Below are 19,106 nucleotides of genomic sequence, written 5' to 3'. Positions count from 1 at the left end.
GTGGGTGGTCTTGTGGATGTGCCTCGCTTCGGAGTCGACAGTGGAGATGGCGCGGTCTGGGGCGGTGCGGTGGGCGATGCGCCAGCGGCCGTTACCGCCGTCGGAGCCCTCGGCAGGCTCGACGTCCTGACCGGCGACCAGAGCCAGGATGCCGACCGCGTCCGCGGCCTTCTCGCCCAGGTTCTGGTCGGGCAGGTGGGCCAGGACCTGCAGGGCGTCGGTGACCAGGGCGTCGACGAGTTCGGCCCGTGCCTTCTCGTCGTCCCAGGCAATCTTCGGTTTGCCGGGCCCGGCGAGGTAGTCGTGCCTGGTGCACCGGGCCGTCACGGTCTCGGTGCCGCCCGGGACTTCGCGGGCGATGCGGCGGATCGCGGAGACCAGCTGGGTGACGGTGTCCTGGGTGGCCACCGCGTCCTGGAAGACGGTGGAATCCAGCGCCCGCCGATGTCGGCCGCGCAGGATTCCGGTGGCCTCGACAATCTCCCTGACGGCGGTGAACACGCGGTGCGGATCGCGCGAGTGCTGCAGCCGGCGCCGGAAGTAGGTCAGCAGCGAGGAGTCGAACCCGCCGTCCAGCAGCCCGAGTCCGCACGCGGCCTTCCATCGCAGGTCGCAGCGGAGTTCCTGGACGGCCTCCATGTCCGACATGCCGTTCAAGACCTGCAGCACCACCACCGTGGACAGCACCTGCGGCGGATAGCTCGGCCGCCCGTTGGACGACGGGTACATGTCCGCGAACACCCCCGCCGGGAACAGCGCCTCCCGGTGCTCGGCCAGGAACGCGAACACACTCCGCTCCGGGATCAACTCCCGGCAGGTTTCCCACACATCAGGCCCGACCGGCACCCCGGCCCACTCACCCTGCATACCCACCAGACTGGCCCCGGACCGCATGATCCAGGGCCAGAACAGCCGAACATTTTCAGTGATCTTCTAGCCATGTTCGACGATGTCGTCGGGCTGCGGCCTGAGCAAGCGGCACGATGGACTGCGCTCGTCGAGCAATGCCGGCCCGTCCTCGCGGATGAGGGGATGGAAGCCGCTCAGGTTCTGCTTGCTGAACGCGGCATGAGTATCATCCAGTCGATCGCGATCACCCCCGCGTTGCTCGGCTGGCAAGAGGCGTCTCTGCGCATCGCCACCGACATCGTGGCCACGAGCTCCGCCCGGACAACCGTCAGCGACGCGCTCTGACCACAACGAGAGTCATGCCCGAATCCCCCTACGACGGCTTCCGCGGTGCCCTGGATGATGTCGCCCGGCGCTGCGTCTCCGGCGTGTTCCGGCTGACCGGGCAGTCCTATGAGGTGCAGATGCTCCTGCTCACCCTGCTCCAGGCCGAGCGCCTCCTCGAGACCAGCGAGGCCGAAGCTGTCGTGCGCTGCGCGGACGAGATCGAACGGAACCTATCCGCGCGGTGATAGCCGAGGTTGCACGCGCTCTGCCAGTGGGCGGCGCTGCAGTGGGCGTGCCGCCGCCAGCTGCTCCTGGCTCTTCTAGCGGAGTTCGCGAGCGAGGTGGCGCGCCGCCTCGGCGCGTTCGCGTATCAGTCGCATCTGGACCTGGTCCACCCCGCTCACCTCGCCCTTCGTGCACACAACGCCGCTGCCACCTGAGCGTGGCCACACCGTGGACGGGTCGCAACGCCGACGAGGAACGGGCGCAGCCGGCCGCCATCCGGGAACCGAAGGGCTGCCGGCCGCTGGCTGTATCCGCATGCTGCGGCACTCTGCATGAAGCTGTGCAGTGCTCAGCGCGAGCGGTACCGGGCGCCCAGGCGCTCCATCCACGGAGTGGAGGCGAGCAGTACCAGGCTGTAGTACTGCAGAGCGGGTATGGCGAGGGCGATCACGAGAGCCATCACCAGTGCCACGATGTTGCGCACGGCCTCGCCGTAGGACTGGGCAACCAGGCCGCGAGACTTCTCCCCGTCGTCGGCGAGCAGTTCGGAGTGCGCCTTCAGTACCCTCAGCATCGCCATGTGGCACACCATGCTCGCCAGGAGCGTGAGGTAGTAGAACGTGGCCGCGAACCGATCGCCCCCGAAGGACCCGATCATCTCGGTCGGCAGGGGCAGGACCACGATGCACAGCAGCCAGCCCATGTTCCAAACCGACAGGGACCGGTTGAGCGAACCGACCGCGGAGAAAGCCCGGTGGTGGGCGAACCAGAACCTGGCCACCACGGCGAAGCTCAGCAGGAAGCTCCAGATCTGGTCGAGGTGGTCGAAGATGACGTCCCGGGCGTGCTCGTGCGCGGACGCGGCCTCGGGAACGAGGTCGACCAACGGCAGGACCAGCAGAGTGAGCGAGATGGCCGTCACCGCGTCGGTGAACAGCAGCAGCCGTTCGCTCGGCAGGTCCGCCGTCTCCTTCCCGGTGGGTGCGGGCGAAGCGGGCCGTGTCGGGGAGGCCCCTGCCGCCCGGGTCTCGCCGGTATCGTCACCGAAATCGCTGGTGTTCATGAACGCACGTCTCCTTGGCAGTTGTGCTGTACATGGAGGAACTGTCCGCCAGAGATCATGCCTTAGATGAGCGTCGTCGTGATCGCGGTGGGCTCGGACGGGGGCGCTGGTCTCCTACGGCGAGATCTCCCCGGGCTCCGGCAACCGGGGCGCGATCCTGGCCGTCGAGTAGGACGAGGCACCGCCGGCCCGACCCCGGCTGGTCGTGACCGGCGAGGTCACCGGTGGCGCGACGTCAACGACGTCGTCGAGCTGGACGTCGTGCGCGTCGAGCCGAGCCAACCGGCTAGCCCCGAGCGACCTCAGCGGTGTGGGAGCGGCAAGAGCTGGGTGACATCGTGGCGGTGGCCGCCGGTCATCGTGACGGCGAGCGGGGTGCCGTGCCGCTCGACGATCAGGTGGTGCTTGCTGCCCGGCCGGCCCCGGTCGACCGGTGGAGGTCCAGTGTGAGCCCCCCTAGTGCTGGATTCCTCTTTCGTTGGGTGGATACCTTGGGGGCGGGGTAGTTGACGCTGCTCGGGGGCGGGTGTTGGACGATGGTTCTATGGGCACGGTCGGGGCGTGATGAGGGCGAACGGAGTGCGGTTCGCCGGTTGGCGCGGGCGCGGAAGGCCCCACGTGATGCGGTGATGCGGGCCCGGATGATCGAGCTGAGCTGGTCGGGGCTGCGGGTGCCGGCGATCGCCGTTGAGCTGGGCTGCAGTCAGAAGACGGTGCGCTGCTGGCTGCACCGGTTCAACCGGTCAGGGCTGCAAGGACTGGATGATCTGGGTGGGCAGGGCCGCAAGCGGCGGGTCACCGAGGAGGAACGCTCCAGAATCATCGCCCTGGTCAAGTCCGTGCCGCCGGGGCGGTTGCGCTGGGAGCCCGTCGGAGAGTTATGGGCCTTCGACGAGTCCGGTCCGGCGGAGTGGACTCTGGATTCGCTGGCCGCGGCAGCGCGGGCGGCGGGGATCGAGGTGGGGCGTTCACAGGTCCGTCGCATCCTGCTCGCCGAGGGCGTGCGCTGGCGCCGCACCCGGTCCTGGACGCGGTCCAAGGACCCGGACTTCGTCCCAAAAGGACACGGATCATCGGCCTCTACACCCAGCCGCCCGACGGTGCGACGGTGATCTGCGCCGACGAGCTGGGGCCGGTGATCCCACGGGCGTTCCCGCCCGCACCCGCCTGGTCGCCGGACGGGCACCGCATCAAAGCGGAACTCGACTACAGCCGCGGACCGGAGAAAACCTGGGTCTACGGAGGCTTACGGGTCCGGGACGGACAACAGATCACCATGACCGCATCCTCCCGCAACAGCGCCTTCTACCAGCAATTTCTCCAGCACGTCGAAACCTCCAACCCCGACGGGGAGATCTGGATCGTTACCGACAATTTGTCCTCCCACAACAGCCTGTCCACTCGCACCTGGCTGGAGGACCACCCCCGCATCCAACACGCCTTCATCCCGGTCGGGGCGTGCTGGCTCAACTTGCAGGAGGGCTGGTGGCGGCTGTTCCGCAAGACCGCTCTGGCCGGTCGTTCCTTCTGCAATCCCAGCGACATCGCCTACGCCACCAAACTGGCCACGACCCAGCTCAACGCCTCTGCAAAGCCGTGGATTTGGGGTCGCCCGCCTCCTCCCACCCGCACACGCAGGCGTCGCTATGTGTACATCCTTTGAGGAATCCAGCCGGTAGTCCGTTGAATCAAGGAATGAGCGGGTAGGCGCTTTGGTCTCCGGAGTCGGGAAGGGGGCCGGTGATGACCAGGGTGAAGCCGGTCGAGCCGGCGCCGGGCCCGCTGGAGGGGTTCGCGGCCCGGTTCGATGACTTGTTCACGCATCTCGCACAACGGCGGGGCTTTCGGGAGTATCTGACGGGGCTGTTGACGCCGCGGGACCGGAACAAGACCCTGACCTGCCTGGCCGGGGCCGAGCCGGTGGTGGGCAGCAAGGATCCGGCGGTGCAGCGGCTGCAGTTCTTCCTCTCCGAGTCGTGCTGGGATCCGGACGAGGTCAACGGGCGGCGGCTGGAGCTGCTGGCCGCGGATGCGGCGACCGCCCCGCACCCCGGCGGAGTATTGGTGATCGACGATTCCGGGGACCGCAAGGACGGCCAGGTCACCGCGTTCACCGGACGGCAGTACCTCGGGCGCCTGGGCAAGACCGACAACGGGATCGTCACCGTCACCGCGGTCTGGGCGGACGAGCGCGTCTACTACCCGGTGCACGCCGAACCGTACTGCCCGGTCGGCCGGCTGGAGGGCGGCAAGAGGGATCGGGGCTTTCGCACCAAGTGGTGGCTCGCGGCCGACCTGGCGGGCCGGGCCGCCGAGGACGGATTCGCCTTCCGCGCGGTGACCGGCGACTGCGCCTACGGCGACATCGACAACTTCCGCGCCGCACTGCGCACGGCGGGCCTGCCGTTCGTGCTGGCCGTGCGGGCGAGGCGGGGCACCTGGGCCCGTGAGCGGTCCGCCCACACTCCGCAGGACGCCGCCCGCGCCCTGGTCTGGCACGGTCCCGACGCAGCTGGGGACTGGCAGCGCATCGAGCGGCGCCGCCGCGACGGAACGTGTCACACCTGGTGGGCCGCCGAGGCACGTCTCGGCGGCTGGGGCCCGCAGGGCCCGACCCGCCTGGTGGTGGCCACCAGTGACCCGGCCACGCTGCCCGACAAGACCACCTGGTACCTGGTCACCGACCTGCCCGCGCCCGGCCACGCCGAGGGCCCGCACCCGCCGGCCGGCCTGCCCGAACTGGTCCGCATCTACGGGCTGCGCAACTGGGTGGAACAGTCCTACAAGCAGGTCAAGGACGAACTCGGCTGGGCCGACTTCCAGGTCCGATCCTCTCTCGCGATCCGCCGCCACCAGGCCCTGGTGCACTGCGCGTTCACCTTCTGCTGGACCGACTACCTCACTCAGCCACCCGCCATGGACGCGTCCGCTCTAGAGAGGGGGCACTTCCGCCCTGCCCCATCCATCGCAGCCGACCCGCTACCAGCCACCTGCCCCGAGTTGGCCACACGCACTGCGCGCCGTGCGCTCCTGGCTGACCCCGGCCACCACGCTCAGACGCTGGTGGCACACCTGGTCCACCGCGCCCCCGCCCCCTGACCTGCAAGCCCTTATCGACGCCGTCACCAGCGGCCAGGGCCTCTACCTCTACACCCCACCTTGATTCAACGGACTACCGGTAGGTTCAGCGCCAGCCTCGGTGGCGAGGCTCCACGTGCTCGCCGAACGGTGGGTCGAATGCCTGTCCGTCGTCGTCGGTCACGATGTAGTCCGGTTCGGTCTTCGAGGCGGCTGTGTGCAACCGGATGACGAGGTCAGCGGCAGGCATGATCCGCAGTGACAGGGCTGCGGCCACCTGGGCGGCTTTGTTGTCGATGTCCGGTTTGTGCTTGGCGCGGGAGCGTTCGAGGTGTTGGGCGGAGATCTACATGATCTCCACATCGCCACCGCCCGAGAATGTCAGGCAGTCCCGCCACTCCAGCCCGATGATGATCTCCAGTGCGTCCGCGAGGTCATCGGCGAGCAGGCCACCTTCCCCTTCGGAACTCGCGAACACCACTGGCCGACGACCGTTCTGCTCAGCGCACAGGAAGTACGTCCCACCTGCGGATTCCCCGGCGATCACCTCCAGTGGCGCACGCGAGGCAAGCCTGAAGTCCTCGCCATAGTGCTTCCGGTGGATATCGAAGCCGAACGATGACCGCAGCAGCAGATCGATCTCCGCGGTGGTCTGGATCAGGTCAAGCAGATGATCACTTGAGGTCATGGCACGGACGTTGGCGACTACCGCTGACATGCCATCTGTGGTGGCCGCCGCGCGCACGACAATCGACGCGCCCCGGTTCCGTCGTGGGATGAGTCGTCTGGCGGGAGCCGTGCTGGTCAGTTTGGGGATTCGAACCGCAACGGCGAGGTAAGCGCCCGCATCCCTTGGCTGCCCAGTAGCTGCTGGTCACGGAGAGATGATCTTCGTGTGACTGGTGTGATCACGGCTTCAGAGCCGTCATGGATAGCCCCGTTCACTGGGCTGAGCCCTCGCTGTTTCGGGAAGCTGGTAACCGCGCTGCGCCGTGAAGGTGCGGACGACGCCCGGCGGGGCCGTCCGTGGCGCCTGTCTCTCCCGGACCGCGTGTTGCTGGTCACCGCGTGCTGGCGGACGAACCTGACGTTGCGCCAGCTCGCTCCACTGTTCGGCGTCTCGAAGTCGTCAGCCGACCGGATCATCGACCAGCTCGGGCCGCTTCTCGCGCTCCAGCCCCGACGCCGGTTCGCGAAGGGCACCGTGCTGATCGTGGACGGCACCCTGGTCCCCACCCGTGACCACAGCACCAGCGAGCAGTCTAAGAACTATCGCTACTCCACCAACCATCAGGTCGTCATCGACGCCGACACCCGCCTGGTCGTCGTGGTCGGCCAGCCCCTGTCGGGCAACAGAAACGACTGCAAGGCGTGGAAGGAATCCGGCATGAAGTCAGCCGTCGGCAAAACGCTGACGATGGCCGACGGCGGCTATCCCGGCACCGGACTCCTCATGCCCCACCGCCGCACCCCGGGCGACGAGTTGCCCCAGTGGAAGCAGGAGCATAACCTCTACCACAAACAAGTACGCGCCCGAGTCGAGCACGTCTTCGCCCGCATGAAGACCTGGAAAACCCTCCGCGACTGCCGCCTCAAAGGCGACGGCGTCCACCACGCCGTGCTCGGCATCGCCCGCATGCACAACCTTGCCCTCGCCGGATAGACGAACGGCCCGCACGACGGACAAGCACACCCGAGGCAGCTCGGAGATCATTTACGGGACAAGCCTTAAAGCGTGTTGCACAAGGCCGTGTTCGGGCAGGTCGGAGCCTGTGAAGACGGTTCTTACTGAGCTGCCCCGAGTTTCGTAGCGGCCGGTTTGCGTGGTTTCAGGCGGCGTTCAGTGCTGCCTGGGATCGATAGTGGTGGGTCTCGAATTCCTCGGGTGGGTGGCGAGCTACCATCCGACGATCATCCGTGAGTACACGTCCAGGACGAAGGCGACGTAGGCCCAGCCTGACCAGGTGCGGATATAGGTGAGGTCGGCGACCCGCAGCTGGTTCGGCCGACTCGCGGTGAAGTGCCGGTTGACCAGATCGGGTGGCCGGGGTGCGGACGGCTCAGGGATCGTGGTGCGGCGCCGCTGCCCGCGGATCACGCCTTCCAGGCCGTCCTCGCGCATGAGGCGCTCAATGGTGCAGCGGGCCGTAATGATGCCCTCGCGCCTCAGCTGGCGGTGGATACGCCGGGCCCCATAGGTCTCGCCGGACGCGTCATGGATGCGGCGGATGTACTCGATGAGCTGTTCGTCGCGCTGTCGCCGGGTGAACTTCGGGCGCCGACGACGGGCGTTGAATGCCGAGACTGGCAGGTCCAGTTCCCGTCATACGGGCTCGACTCCGAAGTCGTCGCGGAGGTGGCTGATCACCGCGTCAGCCTCGTGCGGGGCTGGTCGAGCTCCTTCGCGAAAAACACCGAGGCGGCTTTCAGGATTTCGTTCGCCCGACGCAACTCGGCGATTTCCTTGCGGAGTGGACCCAGCTCGGCTCGCTCGGCAGTGGTCAGCAGGTCCGGCCGGTCACCTTTGTCGGCCTCGGCCTGGCGGACCCATCCGCGCAGGGCCTCCTTGTGGATGCCCAAGTCCTTCGCGACATGAGCGACCGGACGGCCGGAGGTCTGGACTTCACGGACGGCTCGCTCACGCAGCTCGTCGCGGTACTTCCGTGGTGCAGGCATCGGACCTGTGATCTCCCATCTGCCGAGGCGATCATGCCTGGCTTCAGGGCCGCTACAAAATCCGGTTCAGCTCAATCAGGCCCCCCAGCCCGCCCGCCGACCAGTTCCAGCCCGGGACATGACCCATCGATTACGGCCCAGCCTGTCATGACAGCTTCAGCAGCTGGTTCGCAGATCCTCAGGATCCAGTGCCTCGTGTGAGCAACATCAGGCGTCAAGGCCCGCGACCCGGAGTCCTCCCGCTTTGTTCACGGCACCGGACTACGTCTCCTTCTCGCGCGTTACTGCGGCACGTCTCGAAGCGGGCCGGCCGCACTGGCGGTCACGCATCTCCGCAGCGCCGGCCCCAACCCGGAGCCGGTCGGCCCCGGGTTGGGACCAGTTCGGCACTCCTCGAGTCCCTGGAAGGGAGCAAGACTTGAGGGCGTAGACAGAAACGCTGCTAGGGGGAGAACGAGATGAGCGGAATGATCGAACGGTTGCCTGGCTGGCCCGTATCGGTGCCCGAGCTGTTCGGCTGGGTCGAGACCGGCACCCCCGGCCTGCACAACATTCGCATCGAGGAATCCTTCACGGAAGGGGCCTACACCCTCCGTGCTGAGCTCCCGGGAATCGATCCGGCCAACGATGTCGAACTGACCGTGACGGAAGGTGTCCTGACGCTGCGCGCCGAGCGCCGGACGCAGACCACCGACAAACGCCACACCGAGTTCCACTACGGAACCTTCGCCCGCGCGGTCCGGCTTCCCGCCGGAGCCCACGGCGACGAGGCCAGCGCCGCATACAAGGACGGCATCCTGACCGTCACGGTCCCGGTGCCCGAGCCGAAGACGAGCACCCGGACCATCACGGTGCAGCACAGCTGACCGGGGTCCAAGTGCCGCAAGACGTCTGCGTGACCGGCCGGTCACGGTCGCGCAGACGCCTGCACCCAAGCGAATGAGGGGCCGGCGTGCAGGCCATGAACGATTCGTACGGGCATCCCGGGCACGCAGCCGAATACGTGGTCCGAGCGGCCATCACGGCGCCGTCCGTGCACAACACCCAACCTTGGCGGTTCAGCTCGCTGCGCACCGCGAGGGATGAGATCGCCCTGTTCGCGGACGTCACGCGCCGTCTGCGGCTCGCCGACCCCGACGGGCGCGAGATGATGATCAGCTGCGGTGCGGCACTGTTCAACCTGCGGCTCGCCATGCGCCACCTCGGCTTCCGGCCCGTAGTAAGGGTCTTCCCCGACCCGGCGCTCCCCGCCCTCCTTGCCCGCATCCGCTGGGGGCCGTATGCCCCGCCGACTCCCGACGAGGAACGGATGCACCGGGCTCTGCGCCGACGCAGCACACATCGGGGCCCTTTCCGGGACGACCCCCTGCCGCACCCGCTGACCGAGATGCTGCGCCGGCAGGCCAGGGTCGAGGGCGCCGCACTGCAGACCACGGACGGTGGCACCGGCTACCGGCGGCTCGTGGAGTTGGGCACCAAGGCAGCCGCCACACAGCGGCACGCCCCCGCTCAGGCGGCCGAACTGGCCACCTGGGCAACACCGCCAGGCTCCCGGCGGGATGACGGTGTGCCGGCCGAGGTCCGTCCGTACCATCCTGACGCCACAGTGTTCGCCGGGCGCGACTACACCCGCATCGCACCCCACGGCCCCTGCCCTGACGCCTTGCGCGACTGGCACTGCCCGCCCGGCGCCGGACGGGCCGCCGTGCTCACCACCCGGCGCGACACACCACAGGACTGGCTGCGCGCCGGACAGGCCCTGCAGCGCGTCCTGCTGTACGCGGCCCACGGGGCGTCGGCCGCCTTCCACACCCAGCCCCTGGAACTCGCCTCGGCGCGCGCTCAGGTTCGTTTGACCGTCACGGCCGGGCAGGCGCCACAGATGGTGATGCGCCTGGGCGACGCCGAAACCGCCCGGGCCTGCCCCGCGCCGCCCGGTCGCTCAGGTCCTTGCGGCCGGGGACGAGGGAGGCAACGCGGTGTCGGTGTCGGTGTCCCACCGTGCGTGACAGCCCAGGCGCAGGTGTCCGTCAGGGGTACGACGGAGCTGGAGCCCGTCATCGCAGCGCCGGCTGTGCAGCGGTTCGAAGGCGGGCCGGCCGGTGGCCGGCTGGAGGGTGCCGGCGCCGGTCACCTCCAGCCAGGCGGGCGGCCCGCAGACGCTCCCGGCGATGTAGTCGGTGACCGCCACGGTGATACCCGTCTCATCGGAGTCGATCACGAGCCGGTATACGGGGACTTCACTGCGCCCGTACACGTACTGGGCCGAGACACGGACAGCGTCACTCAACCTGTGCACCAGCCGGGTGGGCACCGACGCGGCGACCAGAGCGGCAGTGGCGAGGTCGGCCAGCGTCGCGGAACTCCCCGGAAGGCGCTGCGTCTCGAAGGAGAGCGACATGTAGCGCACGGTGTGCCCGCAGGTGTGCAAGGAGCGGGACATCCTGGACGTGCTGACGGTGCGTCCCATCGACGCCTTCCTTCGGGGCACTGGTACCGGAGCTGCGGCACGGCGCCAGGGGCCGGGGCGGCGAGGGGACGGAGGCTACGCCTGTCTCGCGGCGAGAGCGAGAGCGCAACCCTGCGCACGGCGCCGGCCGGGCCCCGGCAGGCGGGGCAACCGGGGAATCTAGTACCCAGCTACGCCGGGCGGCTGGGTTCGAACTCATCGCGGAGAGGGCACCGAACTACGAGAGGCAGGGCCTCCACGGCTCTCGCCTCCCTCCGCCGCACGGCGTCGCCCCGGCCCCCGGTGATCCCGGATGCTTACTCCGCACGCCCGCCGCCCGGACGGCAGCAGGCCACCGTACCGAGGTGATGCCTCATGCCCCAGGGGCCGCCCTTCACCGGGCACTTGCGCACCTATCGCACCCAGAGCCACACGGTGCTGGAGTTCCACGGCGAGATCGACATCGCCTCGGCCATCGAGATCACTCCCCGGCTCGATGAAGCCACCGGCCCGCCCGAGTGCCTGGTCGTCATCGACCTGAGCCACATCACCTTCCTCGACTGCTCCGGCCTGCGTCTGCTCTGCCGCGCACAGGTCCGCATCACGGTCGGCAACGGTGAACTGCATCTGGTCTGCCCCCACCGCCCGACCCTGCGACTGCTGCGCATGGCACGCCTCACCGACACCTTCCACCCGGTGCCCACCCTGGCCGAAGCACTTGCCCTGCACCTCCACCAGAGCCCCGAAGACCCAGCTCCTGCACGGGGGTAGCACCTTGCCACCGGCCGTCTGCGGGTGAGATCGAGGCCGGCTCGTCGAGGCTGCACGAAGATTTCCGGGCCAAGGGCAAGGGGGCACTCCGCACGGCAGTTGCGTCACCGGCAGAGTCAGCTGCGACAACGGCACCCCCGCCACGACCGGCCGTGCCGGACCGCGGCGGCACGGTGCCGTTCGGCCCCTACCGGACGTCGGCGCACAGGGGCGATCCTGAGTACGGAGTCCGAAACCCCGCGTCCCTTGACGATCCTGCACACTCTGACCGCTGACGGGCCGCGCGCGTGTTCCGCCAGCGAAGAGGCGCAGGAGCCTTGGACTGTGCGGGAGCAGCGCGTTGATCCTCGCTGAGGAGCCGCATCGTGAGAGTTCTGATCCTTCTTCTGGCCGTCGCCGGGACCCTTGTTCTCGTTGCGCCGGCTATGGCCGTGAAGGGCGCTACGCGGGATGAGATGGGGGTGCTGTTCCGGTTGGGCCGACTGGTCGGAACACGTTCGCCGGGGCTGCGCGTCATCATTGCGATCGTCGACGTACTGCGCCGGGTATCGCTGCGGATCGTCACGATGCCAATTCAGTCCCAGGGCATCATCACCCGGGACAACGTGAGCGTCGATGGGTCCGCGGTCGGCTACTTCCGTGCGGTCGACGCGGTGAATTCGGTCATCGCCATCGAGAACGTGCATGCGGCGATCGACCAGATCACCCAGACCACGCTGCGCAAGGCCGTCGGCCGGCACACGCCCGATGAGACGCTGTCGGAGACCGGCCGCATCAACCTGGGCATCCGGAATATCCTCGATGTCACCACAGCCGGGTGGGGCGTTGAGGTCACGCTGGTCGAACTGAAGGACATTCAGCTGCCCGACAGCATGCAGCGGGCGGTGGCCAAGCAGGCCGTGGCCGAGCGGGAGAAGAGGGCAGGAATCATCAACGCTGAGGGCGAGTCCCTCGCCGCTTTCGGCCCTCGGCGATGCCTCGGACGCCATGATGGCCCACCCTGAGGCGCTGCAACTGCGCAACCTCCAGGACCTGGTGGAGAGCGGTGTCGACAAGAACACCACGGTCGTCTTCCCTGCCCCTCTCATAAGCACCATCGGTGAACCCGGCTCCTTCCTCGCGCGTAAGGCATTCGCCGCTGCGCTTCCGGTCACGTCCGCGGGCATGCGCAAGAGCGGCCCCCGGCCACGTGCCGCACAGGGCAACTGAACGTGGGACCACTCCATCGAAAGCCAGACCCTTACGCCCGGTCGGTCCGCTCCCCGCACTGATCTCCACCGGCCGCTCCACGCCTCGGCCGGAGACAGGTTCGCGATATGTCCACAACGAATGATCGTCCCGTGATCCAGCCGGGACACAGTGATGAGCTCCCCGCCCGCCTCAGGCTGAAGGACGCCGGCGCCCCACGCGGGTTGCTGGACGGGGCGTGGTGGCCGCGCTCCCGGGACCTGTCGCGGGAGCTTCCTTGCCTGGCCGTGACGCTGGACCGGGTGTGGGCCCGGATCACCCACGTCGCAGTCAACCCTTTGTACTGGCCGGTCATCCCACGCAAAGTGCCGGTACCAGGCCATGTCATCAAAGTCGGCTGGTTCACACCAGAACTCGATCCCCAGGTTGATCTGAAGGGTCGGTGGCGATGGGGCTGCTGTCGAGCGAGGACGTGCCCAGGCGCCGGCGCGGAGGTCGGATGCTGCTGTAGCCCCCGGACCGTGGGCGGTCAGTGGCGGCTCCGTCGGGTCAGGTGGCCGGTCGGGGCTGCGCGACCAGCCGGCTGAACGCGACGGCCAGCTGCCGGCGGCAGGGCCGGGTGGCAGCGATCCGCAGCCGTAGGCGGCGGGCTCTGCGGGTACTGCGTGTCGCCGGTGGAGAGGTCGGTAGCGGAGCTTCCCGGGCTTCTGGTGGCCGGTTCGCCGTAACGGAGCAGGCGGCGTGTCCAGGCGAGCAAGTTGATGGCAGCCAGGGACGGTTCCAGCAGGGGGAGCGTTGATGGCGAAGCGGCCGAAGCCGGTGGTCTGCCGCAGTGGATGTTGTCCTCGACGCTGGCGTGGGCTCGGCAGCGGATCTCCAGGTGCTGGAGCGAGCCGCCGCCGAGGACGGGCGTGTCGGTGAGGAAGACCTTGAGGCATACCTCCGCCCTGGTCGAACAGGGACGGCCGGGCGCCTGAGTGGGGCGGTTCGCGGCGGACGATGATGCGGGTGCCGTTCGGATGCCCTACCGGGTCTACCAGACCGGTCAGCTCGGCGATTTCGGCACCGGCGCGGAGGCAGCCGTCCTGTTCCGGCGCAGCGGGACGGGCCTGTTCCAGGGCGCGGAAGGCTGTGCGGATCTTGGTGGTGACGGCGTGTGCGACGGAGAACGTGGTCTGGATCCCGCCCTGGCGCAGCCCTCGCAGCGAGGTAGGGAAAACCCTGGCACTGCCCGCGCGCTGGCGCGAATGAGGATCGGGGTGCCGTTGCGGTGGATGGCGGGGGCCTGGTCGATGACGGTGATGTGACCGGCCGCGGTGTTCCTTCCGGCGTTGCCCGGTCGCAGCAGGCCGACGAGAGCCTCGCCGGGGCGGTCGAGGAAGCACAGCATCGAGTGGTGGCCGAAGCCGCGTGTGGAGGTGGAAGCGGCCTGTTCCTCCTTTGAGCGGCAGGTGACGAGGGCGGCGTCGATGTGTGTCGTGCTGCTCGCGGAGCACGGTCAGGTCCCGTGCCGACGCGTGCTGCCGGCCGGCCGGCAGCAGCGCCAGGCCCACCGCGACACAGCCGGGATCGTGCCCGGTCGCGCAGCCGACGCAAGGCATCGGAGAAAGACCGGGTCAGGGTGGTGGAGTCGGTCAGGACCGCGAGCAGACGCGAGCCTGTGTGGTTGACAACTTCGTGCCCAACGACGCCGACGAAGGGATTCGGGCGGGACCGGGTAGTGGGCACGGAAAATGCCGTCCTGCTGGAACAGCGGAGACCGTGGACGAGTCTCATCGTCCCAGTCCAGAAGGCACTTTTCGCCGGCGGCCATTGGCTCCCGTCACATACCCGTCCGGCAAGCCCCGGGCGGCGGGCCGCCCTTCATGCGGCGCGGCGCGCCTCTCGAGGGGGTCGAACGAAGGCGGGATGCGCCACCGGCTTCGTGGGCGGCGTCAGGCGTGGAGTTCGTAGAGGTGGAAGTCCATGTTGGCGCCGTAGGGCAGGCAGGGGCCGGGAGTGATCTGGCGCAGGTGCCGGGCGCACGCGAACGAGCGGGCGAGGGAGTCGTGGGCGATCTGGTCGTTGGTCTTGATGGCGATGTGGCAGGACAAGCCGTCGCGGGAGCGGCGGATGTCGTCGAGGATCTCGGGCACCGGGGGCGAGGTGCGGGTGAGGTCGAGGCCGTCGGCGGTGAAGGCGGCGCCCCAGGGCGGTTCGACGACGTATGTGTCGTGGGTGCTGCGGGCGGGGAGTTGGCCGAGCAGGTGTCGGTAGTCGGTCAACTGCAAGGTGATCGCCGAGCCGATGCGGTCGAGGTTGCTGCGGGTGGTGCCGTAGACGGCGGGGTCGAGTTCGGAGGCGTGAACGGGGCGGCCGAGGCGTTGTCCGAGGTGATAGCCGAAGTTCCCGGAGCCGCAGAACAGGTCCACGATCAGCGGGTTGTCCGGGTCGGGACCCTCGGGCGCGGTGCCGGCCTGGAGTCGGGCGAGGGCGTCGGCGACCGGTGCGGAGTAGGCATCGACGGAGCATTCGATGACGGTGCGGCCCAGCAGGGTGACCCGCTTGGCCGCCATGTCGGGGGCGGCGATGCCGTACAGGGACAGTCCGTTCGGATCGCCGTAGATGAGCCGTCCGGCCTCGCACAGTTGCTCGCCGGTCAGGATCACGGTGCGCAGGTCACCCAGGAGCCGGTCGCGGAAGGCGAAGTACGCGGCGTGGCCGACGTCGGTGGTGCTCGTCATGCGGGGTGCAACTCCCGGAAAGAGAAGGTTTACCTACGGTCAGGCACACGTCGTGATCGACCAAATGCGGAGTGTAATGTCCCGCTGGGGTTGTTCATCACCACCCCGAACCCTGAAGTCACGAGGAGCGTCCACGCGATGTCCGTCGAATCCGCCAACGCCGTCACCGCCCAGCCGCACGGAACGGCGGAAACGGCCGCCCGCCCCTTCGACGTGCTCGGCAAGGTGTACGAGGACACCTACGCTCACCTGCCCGAGCAACTGGCGGCGATCGACTGGCTGTTGGCCCGACTCCCCGAACGGGCGAAGGTGATGGACATCGGCTCGGGCACCGGGCGCCCCACCGCCGAACGGATCGTCGCCGCCGGGCACGAGGTGACCGGCTACGACGTCTCCGCCACCATGGCCGACCTCGCCCGTGCCCAGGTGCCCGCAGCGCACTTCGAACTGGCCGACGTGCGCTCCCTTCCCGATACACCGAACCAGTGGGACGCGATCACGGCCTTCTTCCCGCTGCTCCAGATGCCCCGCGCGGACCTGGACAGCACCCTCGCCCGGATCGCCGACTGGCTCGCGCCTGGCGGGATCTTCATGTTCTCCACGGTGCCCTTCGACGCCGAGGATGAGGAGCTTCAGTGGATGGGCCAGACCATCCGTGCCACCAGCTACCCGGCCGAAACCTACGGGCGGCTGCTGCGCAAGGCCGGCCTCGACGTCGTCCACGAGCAACTCAGCCTCTTCCACCCCGACTTCCCCGGCATGGGCGCCGAGGAGCACCTGTTCCTGTATGCGATCAAGCCCGGCGGCCCGGCGGTGCCCGCCCACGCGCTCGCCGGCCCGCACCCGCTGCCCGAGACCTACCGCGGGCCCCACGAGCTGAACCAGCACGGCTGGCTGGGTATGGAAGCCCGCTTCGAACGACACGACATCACCCCGGTCGTCGACGCGCTCGCCGTCAACCGCAAGGTCCTCGATGTCGGCGGCGGCACCGGCGCGGTCGTCCGCGAGATCGCCGCGCGCACGGGAGCTGTGACCACAGTCGAACCGCACGCGGCGCGCGAGGAAAGCATGCACCCGCTGGCCGCCCGAGGCGTCACCGTGCTGTCCGGCCGCGCGGAGGAACTACCAGTGGGTGAGGCCGAGTTCGACGCCGCCGTGGCCACCTGGGTGCTGCACTACACAGACGACCCCGGCCAGGCCGTCGAGGAGATGGCCCGCGCCGTCGACCGCACCCGCCCCGAGGCCAAGGTGATCATCGTTCAGGGCGCCCCCGACAACGAGCTCATCGGCCTGTGGAACCGCACCTGCGCCGAACTCATCGGCGAAGCCCGCGACCACCAGGGCTTTCTCCTCACCCGGGCCGCCCGGGTACTCGTCGAACGCGGCTTCAAGGACATCGCCTTCACCCGCGCCCGCGTCGACGTTGTCTTCCCCGAACCCGGCCCTGAGGCCAAGGCCCAGGCCGCCGCCACCGCACTGGCCGATTTCTGGAACACCGGCCACCCCCGGCTCGCGGAGCTCCGCGAGGTCCTGCTGCCCACCCTGCGCACCCACTTCGCCACCGGCACCGACCGTTTCAACGACGACGCCGTGCTGCTCATCGCCCGCCCCGCACCCTTCGCCGACCGCTGATCACGGTTCATCCGAACGACGGAAAGACCTGACGCCGTGACCATCACCGAGCCGACCACCTCTCGCACCTGCGCGGCCCTGCCCCACTGTCCGGCCGTGACGCCCGGCGCCATCACCACCCACGGTGCCGGCGAGCCCGGCCCTCTGTACGCCCACCTGCGCGCCGAGCATCCCGTCTACCTCGACCCGCAGCTCGACGTATGGGTCATCTCCCGCCACAGCGACATTGACGCCGTCCTGCGCGACGCCGACGGCACCTTCTCCACCACCCTCGGCTACCTCCCCCTGTACCCCGTCTGCTCCCGCGCCCAGACGATCCTGGAACACAGTGACGCCCTACCGGTCCTGTCCTCCCTGGACCCACCGCACCACACCCGGTTCCGCCGACAGATGACCGCCGCCTTTCCCGCCACCGTTCGCCGCGTGCAGCAACTCGATGCCCTCGTGCGAGCCGAATCGCACCGTGCGGCCCAGCAGTTCGCCGACCGCACCACCCGCACCGGCGACCTCGTCAACGACTGGGCCCGCCCCCTCGCCACTGCCCTCCTCGGCCGCCTGGCCGACATCCCGCCCCAGGACCAGCCGGCCATCACCCACCAGGCCGCCGCCCTGTCAGGTCTCGTCTGGGGCCGCCTCGACGACGCCGGGCAGATCGCCGCAGCCCACACCCTGAACAGTCTGTTCACCTACTGCCACACCCTCACCGAGCAACGCTCCCACGCCCCGGGCGATGACCTCCTCTCCGCGTGGCTCACCCACCGCGACAACGACGGCCATCAATTCACCACCCACGAGGTCGCCTCCACCCTGATGGAAGTCCTCATCACCAACGCCGAAATCGTCCCCCGCCTCCTCACCAACACCCTCTACCGCCTCCTCGCCTCCGACGCCTTCCAACGCCTCCACCAGGCGGACCGCCTCCACCAGGCCCTCGACGAAACCCTCCGCCACGACCCGCCCCTGGCCGGCTGGCTGCGCAACACCACCCGTGACACCCAACTGTCCGGAACACCCATCCCCGCAGGAGCCCGCCTCCTGCTCCTGCTCGCCTCGGCCGGACGCGACGAACACCACGACCTGACCGACGCCGACACCTACGATCCCCAACGTCCGGATCAGCCACCCTCCGTCGCCTTCGGCGCCGGCATCCACTACTGCCCCGGAGCCCCCTACACCCGCCACCTCGCCCGGCGCGCCCTTACCGCCCTGGCCGACGCGTGCCCCAGCCTCACCCTCAGCGCCCCGGATACCGCACACCCCGGCACCTGGCCCCGCAATGCCGCCCTACGGGCCCCCCTGCACCTCAACGCCAACTGGTAGCCGCAGCGGCACAGCCATCCAACCGTTCGGCCCCCGCCGCCCCGCACGGTGAGAGAAGCTGCCCTGTCCTCCGGTCGCGATCAGCGCGGCTGCGGGCGCAGCCGCGGGAACGTCTTCCTCAAGCAGGCGAAGGAACGAGGTGCGTACGAGGCCCGCAAGAGGGGAGGGGAACGTGCGGCCCGCGCGGTGCTCGGTGCACACCTGGTCGACGAGGGATGCCCCGGCCGGCCCCAACGACCACGAGATCCCTTTGAGTTCACACACGCATCTCGTCGCTCAACGTGGTAGCGATCTGCTGAGCCCAGGCCGAGATCTGTTTGATGTCGCGGAAGTCCCCGCCTTTTCCGGACTTCACGAGCGCTTGGGCGACCCAGCCCTTGTATCGTCCCGCAGGCAGCCACCGAAGGTGACATGCTCGCGGGCGTTGATCCGGATGAGGGCATGGTGCACGGCTGGGACCGGCGGGACATCCCCTTGGCTGGCCGAGTCGTCGAGGGGGCCACTGCTGAAGAGCCACACCGGTCGTTTGGACAGTGCGGCACTTTCGCGCCGGAGGAACCGGTGGGCCTCCTTGCGCCATCGCCCCTCGTAGAGCGGGCTGCCGAGGATAACGGCGTCGTAGGCCTGGACACCGACGACATCGCCTACCAGCAGCATCTCGGGCCGGTGGCCCTCGTCGCGCAGCACCTGGGTGATGGTGCGGGCGATCTCTGCAGTGGACCAATTCTTCGTCGCGTAGGCGGCGAGCACCTTGGTGGTCATTGTGGCGGCCCCTCCCCGTGCTGACGCAGTCTGTCGCCCCGTA

General features: G+C 68.9%; 24 protein-coding genes and 2 pseudogenes. 16 read left to right on the top strand and 10 right to left on the bottom strand.

The features are described from left to right. On the bottom strand, positions 1 to 867 hold an 867-nt coding region (locus tag ACIREE_RS39335; RefSeq protein WP_404163762.1), incomplete at its 3' end, for a transposase. Between the two features lie 72 nt (positions 868 to 939). Between ACIREE_RS39335 and ACIREE_RS39330 the strand changes: the two genes are divergently transcribed. From ACIREE_RS39330 to ACIREE_RS39320, 3 genes are read left to right on the top strand one after another with little or no spacing between them, the layout of a single operon-like run. Then, a complete protein-coding gene (locus ACIREE_RS39330; protein WP_404163759.1) occupies positions 940 to 1,194 on the top strand; it encodes a hypothetical protein in 255 nt (84 codons plus the stop codon). A 14-nt stretch (positions 1,195 to 1,208) separates the two neighbouring features. Then, positions 1,209 to 1,421 carry a hypothetical protein gene (locus ACIREE_RS39325; RefSeq protein WP_404163756.1) on the top strand — a complete coding sequence of 71 codons (213 nt, stop codon included), beginning with the start codon at positions 1,209 to 1,211 and terminating at the stop codon, positions 1,419 to 1,421. Positions 1,422 to 1,430: 9 nt separating this feature from the next. Next, a complete protein-coding gene (locus ACIREE_RS39320) occupies positions 1,431 to 1,616 on the top strand; it encodes a hypothetical protein (protein WP_404163753.1) in 186 nt (61 codons plus the stop codon). Positions 1,617 to 1,750: 134 nt separating this feature from the next. Here ACIREE_RS39320 and ACIREE_RS39315 read toward each other — a convergent pair whose 3' ends face one another. Together ACIREE_RS39315 and ACIREE_RS39310 are read right to left on the bottom strand one after the other, a co-directional pair. Next, entirely contained in the window at positions 1,751 to 2,464 is a 714-nt protein-coding gene (locus tag ACIREE_RS39315; RefSeq protein WP_404163750.1) for a TMEM175 family protein, read from the bottom strand. Between the two features lie 314 nt (positions 2,465 to 2,778). Then, positions 2,779 to 2,919 (bottom strand): annotated as a pseudogene (locus ACIREE_RS39310) (IS5/IS1182 family transposase); the annotation flags it as partial. An 81-nt stretch (positions 2,920 to 3,000) separates the two neighbouring features. Here ACIREE_RS39310 and ACIREE_RS39305 point away from each other — a divergent pair. From ACIREE_RS39305 to ACIREE_RS39295, 3 genes are all read left to right on the top strand, one after another. After that, positions 3,001 to 3,576 (top strand): transposase, encoded by a 576-nt coding sequence (locus ACIREE_RS39305; RefSeq protein ID WP_404163747.1) that lies wholly within the window; start codon positions 3,001 to 3,003, stop codon positions 3,574 to 3,576. Beyond that, positions 3,573 to 4,127 (top strand): transposase, encoded by a 555-nt coding sequence (locus ACIREE_RS39300; RefSeq protein WP_404163744.1) that lies wholly within the window; start codon positions 3,573 to 3,575, stop codon positions 4,125 to 4,127. Before ACIREE_RS39305 ends, ACIREE_RS39300 begins: the two co-directional genes overlap by 4 nt. Before the next feature lie 80 nt (positions 4,128 to 4,207). After that, positions 4,208 to 5,563: an IS701 family transposase gene (locus ACIREE_RS39295; protein WP_404163741.1), complete on the top strand. Its 1,356-nt coding sequence runs from the start codon at positions 4,208 to 4,210 to the stop codon at positions 5,561 to 5,563. Positions 5,564 to 5,648: 85 nt separating this feature from the next. Here the strand turns inward: ACIREE_RS39295 and ACIREE_RS39290 are convergent, their stop codons facing one another. Next, positions 5,649 to 5,792, bottom strand: coding sequence for a hypothetical protein (locus tag ACIREE_RS39290; RefSeq protein ID WP_404163738.1), 144 nt, complete (start codon positions 5,790 to 5,792; stop codon positions 5,649 to 5,651). A gap of 96 nt (positions 5,793 to 5,888) precedes the next feature. Continuing rightward, the gene (locus tag ACIREE_RS39285) at positions 5,889 to 6,230 is read right to left on the bottom strand and encodes a hypothetical protein (protein WP_404163735.1); all 342 of its coding nucleotides are present in this window, start codon (positions 6,228 to 6,230) and stop codon (positions 5,889 to 5,891) included. 207 nt (positions 6,231 to 6,437) lie between these two features. On the opposite strand from ACIREE_RS39285, the gene ACIREE_RS39280 reads away from it, so the two are divergent. Then, the gene (locus tag ACIREE_RS39280) at positions 6,438 to 7,205 is read left to right on the top strand and encodes a transposase (RefSeq protein WP_404163731.1); all 768 of its coding nucleotides are present in this window, start codon (positions 6,438 to 6,440) and stop codon (positions 7,203 to 7,205) included. A gap of 234 nt (positions 7,206 to 7,439) precedes the next feature. Here ACIREE_RS39280 and ACIREE_RS39275 read toward each other — a convergent pair whose 3' ends face one another. Both ACIREE_RS39275 and ACIREE_RS39270 read right to left on the bottom strand, forming a co-directional pair. Beyond that, positions 7,440 to 7,853 (bottom strand): IS3 family transposase, encoded by a 414-nt coding sequence (locus ACIREE_RS39275; RefSeq protein ID WP_404163771.1) that lies wholly within the window; start codon positions 7,851 to 7,853, stop codon positions 7,440 to 7,442. 53 nt (positions 7,854 to 7,906) lie between these two features. Continuing rightward, on the bottom strand, positions 7,907 to 8,218 hold the full coding sequence (locus ACIREE_RS39270; RefSeq protein WP_404163729.1) for a transposase: 312 nt from the start codon (positions 8,216 to 8,218) through the stop codon (positions 7,907 to 7,909). Positions 8,219 to 8,676: 458 nt separating this feature from the next. Between ACIREE_RS39270 and ACIREE_RS39265 the strand changes: the two genes are divergently transcribed. Both ACIREE_RS39265 and ACIREE_RS39260 read left to right on the top strand, forming a co-directional pair. Continuing rightward, positions 8,677 to 9,084, top strand: coding sequence for an Hsp20/alpha crystallin family protein (locus tag ACIREE_RS39265; protein WP_404163726.1), 408 nt, complete (start codon positions 8,677 to 8,679; stop codon positions 9,082 to 9,084). 95 nt (positions 9,085 to 9,179) lie between these two features. Then, positions 9,180 to 10,094, top strand: a pseudogene (locus ACIREE_RS39260) (Acg family FMN-binding oxidoreductase); the annotation flags it as partial. A 66-nt stretch (positions 10,095 to 10,160) separates the two neighbouring features. On the opposite strand, the gene ACIREE_RS39255 reads toward ACIREE_RS39260, so the two are convergent. Further along, on the bottom strand, positions 10,161 to 10,688 hold the full coding sequence (locus ACIREE_RS39255; protein ID WP_404163774.1) for a hypothetical protein: 528 nt from the start codon (positions 10,686 to 10,688) through the stop codon (positions 10,161 to 10,163). A gap of 354 nt (positions 10,689 to 11,042) precedes the next feature. Here ACIREE_RS39255 and ACIREE_RS39250 point away from each other — a divergent pair, with 354 nt between their 5' ends. The 5 genes from ACIREE_RS39250 to ACIREE_RS39230 all read left to right on the top strand — a co-directional run bounded on the left by ACIREE_RS39250 (position 11,043) and on the right by ACIREE_RS39230 (position 13,933). Beyond that, on the top strand, positions 11,043 to 11,438 hold the full coding sequence (locus ACIREE_RS39250) for an STAS domain-containing protein (protein WP_404163724.1): 396 nt from the start codon (positions 11,043 to 11,045) through the stop codon (positions 11,436 to 11,438). A 365-nt stretch (positions 11,439 to 11,803) separates the two neighbouring features. After that, positions 11,804 to 12,442 carry an SPFH domain-containing protein gene (locus tag ACIREE_RS39245; RefSeq protein ID WP_404163721.1) on the top strand — a complete coding sequence of 213 codons (639 nt, stop codon included), beginning with the start codon at positions 11,804 to 11,806 and terminating at the stop codon, positions 12,440 to 12,442. After that, the gene (locus ACIREE_RS39240; protein WP_404163719.1) at positions 12,429 to 12,647 is read left to right on the top strand and encodes a hypothetical protein; all 219 of its coding nucleotides are present in this window, start codon (positions 12,429 to 12,431) and stop codon (positions 12,645 to 12,647) included. Before ACIREE_RS39245 ends, ACIREE_RS39240 begins: the two co-directional genes overlap by 14 nt. Before the next feature lie 107 nt (positions 12,648 to 12,754). Beyond that, positions 12,755 to 13,213, top strand: coding sequence for a DUF5994 family protein (locus tag ACIREE_RS39235; RefSeq protein ID WP_404163717.1), 459 nt, complete (start codon positions 12,755 to 12,757; stop codon positions 13,211 to 13,213). A gap of 432 nt (positions 13,214 to 13,645) precedes the next feature. Then, complete coding sequence (locus ACIREE_RS39230; protein WP_404163714.1) at positions 13,646 to 13,933, top strand: hypothetical protein; 288 nt, start codon at positions 13,646 to 13,648, stop codon at positions 13,931 to 13,933. A 627-nt stretch (positions 13,934 to 14,560) separates the two neighbouring features. Here ACIREE_RS39230 and ACIREE_RS39225 read toward each other — a convergent pair. After that, the gene (locus ACIREE_RS39225) at positions 14,561 to 15,349 is read right to left on the bottom strand and encodes a hypothetical protein (protein ID WP_404163711.1); all 789 of its coding nucleotides are present in this window, start codon (positions 15,347 to 15,349) and stop codon (positions 14,561 to 14,563) included. 138 nt (positions 15,350 to 15,487) lie between these two features. On the opposite strand from ACIREE_RS39225, the gene ACIREE_RS39220 reads away from it, so the two are divergent. Continuing rightward, complete coding sequence (locus ACIREE_RS39220; protein ID WP_404163708.1) at positions 15,488 to 16,981, top strand: methyltransferase domain-containing protein; 1,494 nt, start codon at positions 15,488 to 15,490, stop codon at positions 16,979 to 16,981. A 36-nt stretch (positions 16,982 to 17,017) separates the two neighbouring features. Further along, complete coding sequence (locus ACIREE_RS39215; RefSeq protein ID WP_404163705.1) at positions 17,018 to 18,301, top strand: cytochrome P450; 1,284 nt, start codon at positions 17,018 to 17,020, stop codon at positions 18,299 to 18,301. 351 nt (positions 18,302 to 18,652) lie between these two features. On the opposite strand, the gene ACIREE_RS39210 is transcribed toward ACIREE_RS39215, so the two are convergent. After that, positions 18,653 to 19,063 (bottom strand): flavodoxin domain-containing protein, encoded by a 411-nt coding sequence (locus ACIREE_RS39210; protein WP_404163702.1) that lies wholly within the window; start codon positions 19,061 to 19,063, stop codon positions 18,653 to 18,655. Positions 19,064 to 19,106: the final 43 nt, after the last annotated feature.

Source organism: Streptomyces sp. NPDC102467 (genome assembly GCF_044765445.1).
Lineage (GTDB): Bacteria > Actinomycetota > Actinomycetes > Streptomycetales > Streptomycetaceae > Streptomyces.
The sequence above is the reverse complement of the archived record's forward strand: the minus strand, read 5'-3'. Positions and strand labels throughout refer to the sequence as shown.

Bases quoted from the DNA above. Each gene is read 5' to 3' on its own strand.
- ACIREE_RS39330 (WP_404163759.1), top strand. From the start codon at position 940: ATGTTCGACGATGTCGTCGGGCTGCGGCCTGAGCAAGCGGCACGATGG.
- ACIREE_RS39325 (WP_404163756.1), top strand. From the start codon at position 1,209: ATGCCCGAATCCCCCTACGACGGCTTCCGCGGTGCCCTGGATGATGTC.
- ACIREE_RS39315 (WP_404163750.1), bottom strand. From the start codon at position 2,464: ATGAACACCAGCGATTTCGGTGACGATACCGGCGAGACCCGGGCGGCA.
- ACIREE_RS39305 (WP_404163747.1), top strand. From the start codon at position 3,001: ATGGTTCTATGGGCACGGTCGGGGCGTGATGAGGGCGAACGGAGTGCG.
- ACIREE_RS39295 (WP_404163741.1), top strand. From the start codon at position 4,208: ATGACCAGGGTGAAGCCGGTCGAGCCGGCGCCGGGCCCGCTGGAGGGG.
- ACIREE_RS39290 (WP_404163738.1), bottom strand. From the start codon at position 5,792: ATGCCTGCCGCTGACCTCGTCATCCGGTTGCACACAGCCGCCTCGAAG.
- ACIREE_RS39285 (WP_404163735.1), bottom strand. From the start codon at position 6,230: ATGACCTCAAGTGATCATCTGCTTGACCTGATCCAGACCACCGCGGAG.
- ACIREE_RS39270 (WP_404163729.1), bottom strand. From the start codon at position 8,218: ATGCCTGCACCACGGAAGTACCGCGACGAGCTGCGTGAGCGAGCCGTC.
- ACIREE_RS39265 (WP_404163726.1), top strand. From the start codon at position 8,677: ATGAGCGGAATGATCGAACGGTTGCCTGGCTGGCCCGTATCGGTGCCC.
- ACIREE_RS39255 (WP_404163774.1), bottom strand. From the start codon at position 10,688: ATGGGACGCACCGTCAGCACGTCCAGGATGTCCCGCTCCTTGCACACC.
- ACIREE_RS39250 (WP_404163724.1), top strand. From the start codon at position 11,043: ATGCCCCAGGGGCCGCCCTTCACCGGGCACTTGCGCACCTATCGCACC.
- ACIREE_RS39240 (WP_404163719.1), top strand. From the start codon at position 12,429: ATGGCCCACCCTGAGGCGCTGCAACTGCGCAACCTCCAGGACCTGGTG.
- ACIREE_RS39235 (WP_404163717.1), top strand. From the start codon at position 12,755: ATGTCCACAACGAATGATCGTCCCGTGATCCAGCCGGGACACAGTGAT.
- ACIREE_RS39230 (WP_404163714.1), top strand. From the start codon at position 13,646: ATGCCCTACCGGGTCTACCAGACCGGTCAGCTCGGCGATTTCGGCACC.
- ACIREE_RS39225 (WP_404163711.1), bottom strand. From the start codon at position 15,349: ATGACGAGCACCACCGACGTCGGCCACGCCGCGTACTTCGCCTTCCGC.
- ACIREE_RS39220 (WP_404163708.1), top strand. From the start codon at position 15,488: ATGTCCGTCGAATCCGCCAACGCCGTCACCGCCCAGCCGCACGGAACG.
- ACIREE_RS39210 (WP_404163702.1), bottom strand. From the start codon at position 19,063: ATGACCACCAAGGTGCTCGCCGCCTACGCGACGAAGAATTGGTCCACT.